Below are 12,584 nucleotides of genomic sequence, written 5' to 3'. Positions count from 1 at the left end.
GAGACTGATCGAGGTCCTCACTTCGCATCACCGAGGCCCCGCGCGCGGCGCGCCCGTCGCGCCTGCCTTGACGGACGCTCCGAGCGACATTACATTTCCCCTTATCTTTTTAGGGGTAATGCAGGAGACCACATGGCGCAGGATCGGCTCAAGCTGATCCAAGGCACCGTCGACCTGCTCATCCTGCGTACCCTGACCCGCGGCCCGCAGCATGGCTACGGCGTCTCCGCCTGGATCCGCGAACGGAGCGGCGGCGAGCTCGGTCTCGACGACGCGGCCTTGTACCAGGCGCTGCATCGGCTCGAGCGGCGCGGGCTCGTCGCGAGCGAGTGGGGCCTCTCGGACAACAATCGGCGCGCGAAGTACTACGAGATCACCCGCAAAGGGAGGCGGCACCTGACCGAGGAGTCGTCGACCTGGAAGCGCTACGCGCGGGCGGTCTCGGCCGTGCTCGAGTCCTCTTGAGCGCGGTGCGGCCGCGGAACGTCTGCGAGGATTCCCGCGCCGCTTCCGCTTCCCTGGCGCTCGTCGGCCCAAATCCGCCGCGACGCGGAGGACGAGCATTGACCGCAGCCAGCATCGTCGCGGGCGTGCTCCTGGCGCTCGCGGCCGCGCATCTTCTCGGACCGCGCGCCAAAATCCGGCCGCGCGTTACGCTAGTGATCGGGCACCCTTTCGGAAAGTGCACGATTGAATATCGACGCGGCCTCGCCCGTGGTGCTGGGCCTCCTCGGCAGCCTTATCGCCGGCCTCGGAACCGGCGTGGGTGCCCTCCCCGTGCTGTTCGCCGGGAGCGGGCTGTCCCAGCGTGCCTATACGCTCATGCTGGGGTTCGCGGCCGGTGTGATGCTCGGCGCCACGGCGTTCTCGCTCATCGTGCCGGGCCTCGAGGCCGCCGCGGCCCGGGTCGGCGCGGGCTTGCCCGGCGCCCTTCTCGTCGCGGCGGGCACCCTCTTGGGCGGCCTCGCGCTGTCGCGGCTGCATCGCTTCGTGCCCCACGAGCACTTCGTCAAGGGGCACGACGGGCCGCCGATGGAGCGCGTGAGCCGCCTCTGGCTGTTCGTGTTCGCGATCGCATTGCACAACTTCCCCGAAGGGCTCGCCGTGGGTGTGGGATTCGGAGGAGACGAGCCGCTTCGCGGCGTCTCGCTCGCCACCGGCATCGGCCTGCAGAACCTGCCCGAAGGGTTCGCTGTCGCCGCCGCTTTGGGCTCCCTCGGCTACTCGCGGAGCACCGCGTTCGCGATCGCGCTCGGCACGGGGCTTATCGAGCCGCTCGCCGGGCTGATCGGCGTGCTCGCGGTGACGCTGGCCGCGCCGCTGTTGCCGTGGGCGCTCGCGTTCGCGGCTGGCGCGATGCTCTACGTCGTGAGCGGCGAGATCATCCCCGAGACGCACCGCGAAGGCAGCGAGACACGCGCCACGTTCGCCGTCCTCGCGGGCTTCGCCCTCATGATGGTGCTCGACGCATCGATCGTCTGAGGCTCGCCGTCGATCGCGCGCTCCCAGTGTGGCGTCCCGCAAATATCTATGCATGGTGCTTGGCGGGACGCTCGCGGGCAGGGACGCCCGCGAGCGAGCCTACATGGACGTATTCACGGCGGTCCCGGCAAGCACCATGCATAGATATTTGCGGGACACGCGCTTGCGCGCGCGTCGGTCCTCGGGGGAACCTAACGCCGTGGACGAAACGCGCATTCTCGCGCCGCCTCCGATCCCGACGGAGCGCTTCGACGACGCGGCCGCCGCGGTCGCGCGGCTCGAGGAGATCTACGAGCGCAACACCGCGTTTCTGCGGGCTCGGTTCGAGGCCTACGCGAGCGGCGACGATCCGGAGGGCCGTATTCGCGCCGCCTACCCGTTCGTGCGGATCACGACCACGACGTACGCTCGGCTCGATTCCCGGCTGTCGTACGGCTTCGTCGCGGGGCCGGGCGTGCACGAGACGAGCGTGACGCGGCCGGATCTGTTCCGCGACTACTACACCGAGCAGATCGGCCTGCTGATCGAGAATCATGGGACGCCGGTCGAGGTCGGCGAATCATCCGACCCGATTCCGATTCACTTCGCTTATCGGCGCGACGTGAACATCTCCGCCGAGGCCGGCCCGGGGACGCCGCGCCGGCTGCTGCGCGACGTATTCGACACGCCGGACCTCGGCGCAATGGACGATGCCATCGTGAACGGCACGCTGCGCCGCGCGCCGGGCGAGCCCGCGCCGCTCGCGCTCTTTCGCGCGGCGCGCGTCGACTATTCGCTGCACCGCCTCCATCACTACACCGGCACGGACCCTGAGCACTTCCAGAATTTTGTGATCTTCACGAACTACCAGTTCTACGTGGATGCGTTCGCGAGAATCTGCCGCGAGCGCGCGGCCGCGAACGACGGCGAGTGGCAGAGTTTCGTCGAGCCCGGCAACGTCATCACGCCCGCCGGCCGCAACAAGCCGGTAGCCGGCGCGCCGCCCGACCGAATGCCGCACATGCCGGCGTTCCATCTGGTCAAAGCCGGGCACGACGGGATCACGATGATCAATATCGGCACCGGACCGTCGAACGCGCGCAACATCACGGATCACGTCGCCGTGATGCGCCCGCATGCTTGGCTCATGCTCGGCCATTGCGCGGGCCTGCGAAACTCGCAAAAGGTCGGCGATTACGTGCTTGCGCATGGATACGTCCGCGAGGATCACGTTCTCGACGAGGAGCTGCCGCTCTGGGTGCCGGTCCCCGCGCTCGCGGAGATGCAGATCGCGCTCGAGCAGGCCGTCGCGTCCGTGACGAGACTCTCGGGCTTCGAGCTGAAGCGCGTGATGCGGACGGGCACAGTGTGCAGCGTGGACAACCGCAACTGGGAGATCGGCGACAACGAGACGAGAATTCGCCAGCTCTCGCAGTCGCGCGCCGTCGCGCTCGACATGGAATCGGCGACGATCGCCGCGAACGGATACCGTTTCCGCGTGCCGTACGGTACGCTGCTCTGCGTATCGGACAAACCGATGCACGGCGAGATCAAGCTCGCGGGCATGGCAAGCGAGTTCTATCGGCAGCGCATCGGCCAGCACCTCGACATCGGGCTCGACGCCATCGAGCGGCTCCGTGCGCAGGCGCGCGAGCGGCTCCACTCGAGGAAGCTGCGCAGCTTCGCAGAGGTCGCGTTTCGGTAGGGTCGCGGACAGCCGCACCCGTCGACTGCGAAGGATGGGTAGCCTTCTTCCGTTCGCAGGGACCGCGGACCGCCTCATAACCGTCCGGAAATGCGTAGTTTCCGAACCGTTCCGGGGACGATGAGCCCGCCGTAACGCGTTAAAGTGGCGGCCCCGACGGCTTCGAGGACGACATGCCCATTTCCGAGCGGCGCAGCGAATTGGTTGCGGACATGATGGTTCGCACCGGCATAGACGGGCCGATGATCGAGCGGCTCGTGCACGCCTTCTATGCCAAGGTGCGTCGGGACGAGCTTCTCGGTCCGATCTTCGACGCCCGCATCGGCGACTGGGACAAGCATCTCGAGCGCATGTGCCTGTTCTGGTCGTCGGTCGCCCTCGGAGCCGGCGCTTATCAGGGCAGTCCGATGCAGGTACATGCGCCGCTACCGGTCGACTCGCGCCATTTCGACCGCTGGCTGTCTCTTTTCGAGGAGACCGCGAACGAGGTCTGCCCGCCTGCGGCCGCCGAGCACTTCGTGGTCCGGGCGAAGCGCATCGCGCAGAGTCTCGAGCTCGGCATCGCGAGCTATAACGGTCACATCCTCCGAAAGGGGCAGCGCTACCACCGGGCCTGAGCTCCTCGGCGGTTACCGGTCTCACAGGCCGGTTCGCGCATCTCACGCAACGAAGGCAATGGCATGCACTTTGCAAAATGCCTCCGTGAATGCCGGCGGCCGGCAGGAGGACTCGCGAGATGGCTCTGCATTGGTACAGGCGGCCACGCCTGGTGGTACTGAAACCGAACAGCTCGGTGCTCGAGGCGGCGCGGGCAATCGAGCAGAACCGCATCGGCGCCGTCGTCGTGCAGCACAAAGGGCGCGTCGTTGGCATCGTGACCGATCGCGATCTTGCAGTGCGCGCGCTCGGCCGCGCGCTCGATCCGAAGACGACGACGATCGACGAGGTCATGACGCCGGATCCGCTCACGCTCACTCCCGCCGATAGTCAGGCGGATGCGATCCGGCTCATGCAGACGCGCAACGTGAGGCGCATCCCGCTCGTCGAGGAGGAACGCGTCGTCGGCATGGTGACGCTCGACGACCTGCTCATCGACGAAGGCGCGCCGCTCGAGGAGCTCGCCGCGGTCGTTCAGGCGCAGATCGGAGAAGGCGGCCCGGCGCAGTCCGATCGTTTGCCTTCTCGGCGGCGCAGGCTCGCGCGCGCCGAGGGGACGCTCGGGCGATTGGTGAACAAGGTGCGCGAGGAGGCGGACCTCGAGTCCGCGGAGCAAGCGCGCGGCGCCCTCGAGGTCGTGCTCGCGTCGCTGGTCCGGCGGCTGAACGAGGCGGAGGCCGAGCACCTGATCGCACAGTTGCCGTCGCTGCTTCAGGCGCCGCTCCGCAGGCTGCCTCCCGGGCCGGACAAGTCGGTCACTCGAGAATCCATCGAGAGCGAGCTCGCCGCCCGGCTCGACCTGGACCGGGGGCGCGCCGGGCAGCTGCTTGCCGCCGTCGCGGCAACGCTCGCGCAATGGATCAGCCCGGGGCAGATGGAGGATGTGAGAGGGCAGCTGCCGCCGGAGCTTCGCGAGGTGTTTCCGGCTTCTGCGCCGGCCGCTCACGCATGAGGTGATCGGCGAGCGTTTGACGGTCGTACCCGGCGAAACGCATCGAGGGAGTCGACGCACGTTCAGGTTCGACGGTCAAGCCGCCAACGCCGATCACGAACGCCGCCATACTGTGATTCGCGTCGCTCCGGCGTGCTGCTGAACTCGGTACCGTCGTTGCACCTCCCGGCGCTACAGCACGATTCGATCCATGGAAAGCTCGGTGACGTTCACGCCAAAGCGCGCCGCCGGGCTCTTCGGAGCGGCCTTCGCGTTCGTCTTCCTGATGATGCATGCCCCTGATGCAATGCCGCCCGGGATGTTGAGCGCTTCCAAGTGGCTGGTGCTTCTGCCGGCCGCGTTCCTGCTGGCATTGCGGCCGTCCGTCAAGCCCTGGAGCAGCGGACTGGTTTTGGCGGGCGGCGTGTTCGTCGGCGTGTGTATCGCAGCCATCCTGCGCGCGTCCAATATCTGGCCGATCGCCGGCGTGTACTGGACAGCCATCTGGTTGCCGCCGATCGTCGTCGGCTCCGCGGCCGGCGTTTTCGTGGCCCGGGCGGCCGGAGGAACCAGGAGATGAGCCGCTTCGAATCGCAACGTGGGGCCACCGTAAAGCTCGCGGAGACGCGGCGCGCCGGCATCGACGGCGAAGGTGACCTCTGATGGCGCTCTTTCAAGGCGTGCTGCTGCTCGTCGTCGGCTATGGGATGCTGGGCGTGGTCTATCGATCGCTGACCAAGGGATGGCTGCCGTTCGGGAGGAATGGCTTCAAGGGGCGGCTGGAATTGCGCATGGACGAGAGCCCGGTCGGATATTGGACGGCGTACACCCTTTACTGCGCCTTCGGGCTCTGGTGCGTGTTCCTCGCATTGGGCGTGCTTTCCGGACGGATCGAGCCGTTGCCGCTGCGATGACGATCTTCGGGCGCTGACTCCGCGGGTAGCGCTCCGTCTTGTCAAGAAAGCGCCCAGCGCTAGTATCCACTAGAGCATGGTCGAAGACACCGCGCCCTCCCGCCTCTCGTACAGCCTGCGCGCGCCCGAGGTCGAGGGCTTCGATGCGATCGCCGAGCTCGCGCTCGACCTTCGCTGGTCCTGGGACCATGCGACGGACCGGATCTGGGAGCAGCTCGATCCCGAGCTCTGGGATCTCACGCACAATCCGTGGGGCGTGCTGCAAACCGCCTCCCGCGAGAAAATCGCAGCCGTGCTCGCGGATCCGGCATTCCGGGAGCGCGTCGACGAGCTCGTGCAACGGCACCGCGGCCTCGTCGAGGCGCCGGCGTGGTTCCAGCGCACGCACCCGGACGCGGCGCTGACGGCCGTCGCTTACTTCAGCATGGAATACATGTTGAGCGAAGCGCTGCCGATTTATTCGGGCGGCCTCGGCAATGTCGCGGGCGACCAGCTCAAGGCCGCGAGCGATCTCGGCGTGCCTGTCGTCGCGGTTGGCCTGCTCTACAGTCAAGGCTACTTTCGGCAGGTCATCGACCAGCACGGTGCGCAACAGGCGCTTTATCCGTACAACGACCCGGGCCAGCTGCCGATTACGCCGCTCCGGACGCCGGACGGCGAATGGCTTCGGCTCAAAGTCGATCTCCCCGGCTACGCGCAGCGGCTCCGCGCCTGGCAGGTGCAGGTCGGCCGAGTCAAGCTCTACCTGCTCGACAGCAACGACGCCGCGAACTTCGCGACGCGCCGCGGCGTCACGAGCGAGCTCTACGGCGGCGGGCCGGAGCTGCGGCTTCAGCAGGAGATCGTGCTCGGCATCGGCGGCTGGCGGCTGCTGACGGCGCTCGGCATCGATCCCGAGGTTTGTCATTTGAACGAAGGGCACGCGGCGCTCGCGGTGCTCGAGCGCGCGCGCACCTTCATGCAGGCGACGGGACAATCCTTCCACGCGGCGCTCGCCGCGACGCGCGCCGGCAATCTCTTCACGACGCACACCGCCGTCCCGGCCGGTTTCGACCGCTTCCCCCCGCCGCTCGTCGAGCAGTACCTCGGCCGCTACGCGACCGAGGAGCTCGGCATCTCGGTCGAAGAGCTCCTCGCGCTCGGCCGCCGCGATCCGAGCGACGCGGGCGAGGACTTCAACATGGCGTTCCTCGCGATTCGCGGCAGCGGCGCCGTGAACGCCGTGAGCCGGCTGCACCGCGAGGTGAGCCGGCGGCTATTTCAGCCGCTGTTTCCGCGCTGGCCCCGGCACGAGGTGCCCGTCGGGCACGTGACGAACGGCGTGCACATGCCCACATGGGATTCCGCGGCGGCCGACGAGCTCTGGACGACCGCGTGCGGCAAAGCACGCTGGATCGGCGCGTTCGAGACCATCGAGCGCGACATCCGCTGCGTCAGCGACGAGCGTCTCTGGCAGCTGCGCCTCGACGGCACGCGCGCGCTCATCGACTATGCGCGTGAGCGCTTGGCGCGGCAGCTCACCGCGGCCGGCGCGCCGGCACATGAAATCGAGCGCGCAAAGCATCTCTTCGACCCGAACACGCTGACGCTCGGCTTCGCGCGCCGCTTCGCCGAGTACAAGCGCCCGAACCTGCTGCTGCACGATCCCGACCGGCTGCTCAGGATCCTGACGAACCCGCAGCGTCCCGTGCAGATCATCGTCGCGGGCAAGGCGCATCCGGCCGATGCCGCCGGGCAAGCGCTGATTCGCCAGTGGATCGACTTCATCCGAAGCCGGCCGGACGCGAGGGCGCACGCGGTCTTTTTGAGCGACTACGACATGCTGCTGACCGAGCACCTCGTGCAAGGCGTCGACGTGTGGATCAACACGCCGCGCCGGCCGTGGGAAGCTTGCGGCACGAGCGGCATGAAGGTGCTCGTGAATGGCGGGCTGAATCTCTCGGTGCTCGACGGCTGGTGGGCCGAGGCCTATACGCCCGAGGTCGGCTGGGCGCTCGGCGACGGCCGCGAGCACGGCGACGACCCCGTTTGGGACGCGACCGAAGCCGAGGCGCTCTACGACCTTCTCGAGACGCAAGTCGTGCCGGAGTTCTACACACGCGATGCGAGCGGTGTTCCAAGGGCCTGGGTCACCCGGATGCGAGAAAGCATGGCGCGGCTGACGCCGGAGTTCTCGACCAACCGCGCCGTGCGCGAATACACGGAGAAGCACTACTTGCCGGCGGCCGCGGCTTATCGGCGCCGGGACGCGGATCGCGGTGCGGCCGGCGCGCGGCTCGTCGAGTGGCAACGCTGGCTCGAGCGGAAGTGGCCGGCGGTGAGATTCGGCGAGACCAGAATCGAAACCGGGGACCGAAGGCATACCTTCGAGGTGCATGTCTATCTCGACGAAGTCCCGCCCGATGCGGTCTGCGTAGAGCTTTATGCAGACGGCCGCGACGGTGCCGCTCCGTTTCGGCTCGAGATGCTGCGCGCCCGCGAGCTTTTCGGCTCGGCCGGCGGTTTCGTCTACGAGGGTTCCGCGCCGGCGGACCGGCCCGCCGAGGATTACACCCCGCGCATCGTGCCCCGGCACGAGGGCGCGGCGGTGCCGCTCGAGGCGGCGCAAATTCTCTGGTCGAGGTGAGGTCCTCTCCGGCGCGCTGCCGCGTTCCGACGGCGGCTCTCGCCCTGCCTGTTGCAATAGAGCGACAGGCCCTGCCGGGGCAGATTCGGGTTTTTTTCCCAGAGTTTTCAGGACGGGTAGCGAACCGGGGGCTCTTTCGCTACAGTCGCGCCGGCCGTCCGGACCCGGGCCTCTCCGACGCCGAATCGGACGCTTGCGGACTCGGCCGCGTCATCGCGAAATGTTTGTGCAAACGGAGCAATCGACATGAGAAAACAGAGCCTGTTGTTCGCTGGAGCGCTTCTGCCATTGGCCTGCGCGGCGCAAGAGGCGCAACAGCTCGATTACACGTTCGTCGAGGTCGGATATCTGAATTCCGAGATCGACGCCGGGCCTCTGGACGTCGACGGCGACGGCCTCGGACTCGACGGCTCCTTGTCGATCACGGATTCGGTGTTCGTGTTCGCCGGGTACGACTCCTTCGACTACGACGCGGGCGTCGACGCGACCAGCTACGGGCTCGGAGCCGGCATGCATTGGACGTTGAAGCCGGAGCTCGACCTGGTCGCCGACCTCGGCTGGGTGCATGCCGAGGTGGATCGGCCGATCTTGCCCGACGTCGACGACGACGGCCTCGGTCTCGGCGTGGGACTGCGCAGCCGGGTCCACGAGGCGATCGAAGTGCAGGCGGGCATTCGCCACATCGACCTCGACGACTCGGACACCTTCCTGACGCTCGGCGGCCGCTACTACTTCACGGACAGCGTCGCCGCGGGCCTCGGCCTCAGCATCAACGACGACGATACCGGCTGGAGCCTGGGGCTGCGCGCAGAGTTCGGCAACTGAAGCGGCGCCGCCGAGTCCGCCTACACGGTCCACTCCCCGACGATCGCGAACGCTACGAGCTTGCTCACCGCCGGCCGCCCTTTCAGAATGGGTGAATCGTGTCGGAGCAGGCCGCGATCGTCGTCGGAGTGGGCCCCGGCCTCGGGTGGGCCGTGGCGCAGCGGTTCGCGCAGGCCGGCCTGCACACGATCGTCGCGGCACGCGACCGAGGCAAGCTCGAGGCGCTGATCGCACGGAGCGACCGCAACGTCGCGCCGCCGGAGCGCTTCGAAGCGCGGGCCTGCGACACGACGAGCCCCGCCGACGTCGCGGCGCTCTTTTCCTCGTTCGATCGCGACGGCCGGGCGCCGGCCGTCGTCGTCTACAACGCCGGCGCGTTCGTTCCCGCCGGCATCCTCGACATCACGCCGGAAGAGCTCGAGCGCTGTTGGCGCGTCGGCTGCTTCGGCGGGTTTCTCGTGGGCCAAGCGGCCGCGCGCCTGATGACGCGGCACGGATCCGGCACGATCATCTTCACCGGGGCCACGGCTTCGCTTCGCGGGAGCGCGAGATTCGCGAACCTCGCCGTGCCGAAGTTCGGCCTCCGGGCACTGGCTCAGTCCATGGCGCGCGAGCTCGGGCCGAAAAACATTCACGTGGCCCATGTGATCATCGACGGGCAGATCCGCTCGGAACGCTATCGCGCGCTCGCCGACGAGCGCGGCCCGGACGCCATGCTCGCCCCGGAAGCCATCGCCGAGACTTATTATCGGCTGCACGTGCAGCCGCGGAGCGCGTGGACTCACGAGCTCGATCTCAGGCCTTGGTCGGAGAAATTCTGAATCTCCGCTCCTGAAAAGGGAGGAACGCATGCGGAATACCACGATGCTGTGGGTGTGCGTCGTCGGCGCCGTGTTCGCGTGGGACGGCGCGAACGCGCAAGACGCGCTCTTCGAGTCGCTGGCCGACGAGTACGTCGAGGAGCTCTTGGCGATGAACCCGGAGCTCGCCACGGCGCTCGGCGATCATCGCTACGACGACCGGCTCAACGACTACAGTGTCGAAGGTGTCCGCGCCAACCTCGCCCGTGAGCGGAAGTTTCAGGAGCGGCTCGCCGAGATCGACCCTTCGAGGCTCGACGAGACGAACGCCGTCGACTACGAGATCCTGAAAGCGACGATCGACGCCTCGATTTTTGCGCTGGAAGTCCTGCGGGAGTACGAGTGGAATCCGCTCCAGTACAACCTCGGCGGCTCGATCTACTCGCTTCTGGCGCGGGATTTCGCGCCTCTCGAAGAGCGATTGCGGAGCGTGAAGGCGCGCCTCGAGGCGTTCCCGGCCGCGATCGAAGCGGCCAAGACGAACCTCAAGAGCCCGCCGCGCATTCACACCGAGACGGCCATGCTGCAAAACGAAGGCACGATTTCTCTCGTCCGCGACGAGCTCGGCCGCTTTCTCGAGCAGGCGCCCGAGCTCGCGCGCGAGATCGAGCCGGTGCAGCAGGCCGCGGTGGAAGCCCTCGAAGCCTATGGCGAGTGGCTCGAGTCCGAGCTGCTGCCGCGGTCCAACGGCGATTTCCGTCTGGGAGAGGAGAAGTTTCGGGCGAAGCTCGCGCATACGCTGCATTCGGATCTCTCGATGGAGGCCATCCTCGAGCGCGCCGAGCAAAGCCTCGCCGAGACCAAGGCGGCGATGTACGAGACGGCGCTGCCGCTCTATCGCAAGTACTTTCCGGATGCTCGGCCGGAGCAGCTCGAGGACCGCAAGCTCGTGATCAAGAGCGTGCTCGACGAGCTCGCGAAAGACCGCCCGACCGACGACACGATCGTCGACCAGGCGCGCACCGATCTTGCGGAGATCACCCGCTTCGTCGGCGAGCACGAGCTCGTGAGCCTTCCCGACGAGCCGGTCGAGATCATCGTGATGCCGGAGTTTCAGCGCGGCGTAGCGATCGCGTATTGCGATTCGCCCGGCCCTCTCGAGGAGAACGGCGAGACGTTCTTCGCAATCGCGCCCACCCCGATGGACTGGACCCCGGAGCGCACGGAATCGTTCTACCGTGAATACAACGACTACATGCTGAAGGACCTCACGTTCCACGAGGCCATGCCGGGTCATTATCTTCAGATCGCCCACTCGAACGAATTCGACGCCCCGACGAGGGTGCGCGCGATCTTCTCGAGCGGATCGTTCGTCGAAGGCTGGGCGCTTTATGCCGAGCAGCTGATGGTCGAGCATGGCTACGGCGGCCCCGAGGTCAAGATGCAGCAGCTCAAGATGAAGGCCCGGGCGATCATCAACGCGATACTCGATCAGAAGATCCATGCCGGCGACATGACCGAGGAGGAGGCGATGGATCTGATGATGAACGAAGGCTTTCAGGAGGAAGGCGAAGCGGCGGGCAAGTGGCGCCGGGCGGCGCTCGCGTCCACGCAGCTTTCGACCTACTTCGTCGGATACAGCGAGATCGTCGACATTCGGGAGGCCTACGAAGCCGAGCACGGGCCGATCACGGATTGGCGCGCGTTTCACGACGAGCTGCTGTCGTTCGGCTCGCCGCCGGCCAAGTACGTGAAGGCCCTGATGGGCCTCTGACGGCCTCGGGGACGCTTCCGCCGCGACGCGGCGCCGCAATCGATCACGGCTCGGTGCGTGTTCGTTGAACCGCGCCGTCCCGCCGGCCCGTCCGAGCGACGTCATCGGGCCGCACTGCCGTCCTCGCGACGCCCGGCCAGGATGATCCTGTTCCCCGCCCTCGTTTCCGCGCGAGCGATGCCGAGCCCGCACTCCTCGAGCTTCGCTTCGACGTCTCGATAGTCGAAACCGAAATGAGTGCTCCAGTTCTTGCGGGCGTCTCTGAGAACCGATATGGGTCTCCCGACGAGCAGCTTTCGCAAGTATTGGAGGCTCGACGGAGGGCCCGGCAACTCCTGGAGGCCGTATCCCAAGCTCCGCTTGGCGAGGAACTTCAACGTTCCCCATGCCCCGATCTCGATCGGCACCGAGATCAACAGCGTACCTCCCGGCGCGAGGGCGGCCGCGAGATTTCGCACGGCACGCTCGAGGTCGCCCACGTGCTCGAGCGTTTCCAGGCAGGAGACGAAGTCGTAGCGCCGCGGCCATTCGACCGTCTTGTTGAGGTCGACTCGATAGAATCGGATAGCGGGATGATGCCTGCGCGCTTCCGCCAAGAGCTCCTCGGAATAGTCGAAGCCGGCCGCTTCCGCGGCGGGCAGACGCTCCACGATCCGGCACGTGACGTAGCCGTTGCTGCATCCGACGTCGGCGTAGGCGATGGGAGGCGAGCCGAACGAGAGGCCGTCGATCAGCTCGAGCACGGAACGCAGCCGGCGCCTGTGGTGCCAATGCAGCGGCGATCGGGACCGGTATATGCGCGAGTGATCGATCATAACGCTATTCTCGTGCGGCTCGTGCAGCCGTACCGGCTTATGTAACGTACCAGCTCTCGCAAATCTTCAGCAGCTG

Annotated in this window: 12 protein-coding genes; 11 read left to right on the top strand and 1 reads right to left on the bottom strand. The window is 67.2% G+C overall.

The annotated features are described in order from the left end of the window. The first annotated feature begins 132 nt into the window (after window positions 1–132). From VF329_10725 to VF329_10675, 11 genes are all read left to right on the top strand, one after another. Window positions 133–465 carry a PadR family transcriptional regulator gene (locus tag VF329_10725; protein ID HEX7081478.1) on the top strand — a complete coding sequence of 111 codons (333 nt, stop codon included), beginning with the start codon at window positions 133–135 and terminating at the stop codon, window positions 463–465. 225 nt (window positions 466–690) lie between these two features. Then, complete coding sequence (locus tag VF329_10720; protein ID HEX7081477.1) at window positions 691–1,482, top strand: ZIP family metal transporter; 792 nt, start codon at window positions 691–693, stop codon at window positions 1,480–1,482. Between the two features lie 214 nt (window positions 1,483–1,696). Continuing rightward, window positions 1,697–3,166, top strand: coding sequence for an AMP nucleosidase (locus VF329_10715; GenBank protein ID HEX7081476.1), 1,470 nt, complete (start codon window positions 1,697–1,699; stop codon window positions 3,164–3,166). Window positions 3,167–3,339: 173 nt separating this feature from the next. Continuing rightward, window positions 3,340–3,783 (top strand): group III truncated hemoglobin, encoded by a 444-nt coding sequence (locus VF329_10710; protein ID HEX7081475.1) that lies wholly within the window; start codon window positions 3,340–3,342, stop codon window positions 3,781–3,783. Window positions 3,784–3,935: 152 nt separating this feature from the next. Beyond that, window positions 3,936–4,775 (top strand): CBS domain-containing protein, encoded by an 840-nt coding sequence (locus VF329_10705; protein ID HEX7081474.1) that lies wholly within the window; start codon window positions 3,936–3,938, stop codon window positions 4,773–4,775. Between the two features lie 190 nt (window positions 4,776–4,965). After that, on the top strand, window positions 4,966–5,334 hold the full coding sequence (locus tag VF329_10700) for a hypothetical protein (GenBank protein HEX7081473.1): 369 nt from the start codon (window positions 4,966–4,968) through the stop codon (window positions 5,332–5,334). An 82-nt stretch (window positions 5,335–5,416) separates the two neighbouring features. Further along, complete coding sequence (locus VF329_10695; protein ID HEX7081472.1) at window positions 5,417–5,668, top strand: hypothetical protein; 252 nt, start codon at window positions 5,417–5,419, stop codon at window positions 5,666–5,668. A gap of 76 nt (window positions 5,669–5,744) precedes the next feature. Then, on the top strand, window positions 5,745–8,294 hold the full coding sequence (gene glgP, locus VF329_10690; GenBank protein HEX7081471.1) for an alpha-glucan family phosphorylase: 2,550 nt from the start codon (window positions 5,745–5,747) through the stop codon (window positions 8,292–8,294). Between the two features lie 246 nt (window positions 8,295–8,540). Next, window positions 8,541–9,119, top strand: a complete 579-nt coding sequence (locus VF329_10685; GenBank protein HEX7081470.1) for an outer membrane beta-barrel protein — start codon at window positions 8,541–8,543, stop codon at window positions 9,117–9,119. Between the two features lie 95 nt (window positions 9,120–9,214). Then, window positions 9,215–9,940, top strand: a complete 726-nt coding sequence (locus VF329_10680; GenBank protein ID HEX7081469.1) for an SDR family NAD(P)-dependent oxidoreductase — start codon at window positions 9,215–9,217, stop codon at window positions 9,938–9,940. Window positions 9,941–9,968: 28 nt separating this feature from the next. Further along, complete coding sequence (locus tag VF329_10675; protein ID HEX7081468.1) at window positions 9,969–11,693, top strand: DUF885 domain-containing protein; 1,725 nt, start codon at window positions 9,969–9,971, stop codon at window positions 11,691–11,693. Between the two features lie 101 nt (window positions 11,694–11,794). Here VF329_10675 and VF329_10670 read toward each other — a convergent pair whose 3' ends face one another. Beyond that, window positions 11,795–12,508, bottom strand: coding sequence for a class I SAM-dependent methyltransferase (locus tag VF329_10670; GenBank protein ID HEX7081467.1), 714 nt, complete (start codon window positions 12,506–12,508; stop codon window positions 11,795–11,797). Window positions 12,509–12,584 lie beyond the last annotated feature (76 nt).

The organism is Gammaproteobacteria bacterium, from assembly GCA_036381015.1.
Taxonomy (GTDB): Bacteria; Pseudomonadota; Gammaproteobacteria; order Steroidobacterales; family Rariloculaceae; genus ZC4RG20.
This window is presented reverse-complemented; position numbering and strand designations above follow the sequence as displayed.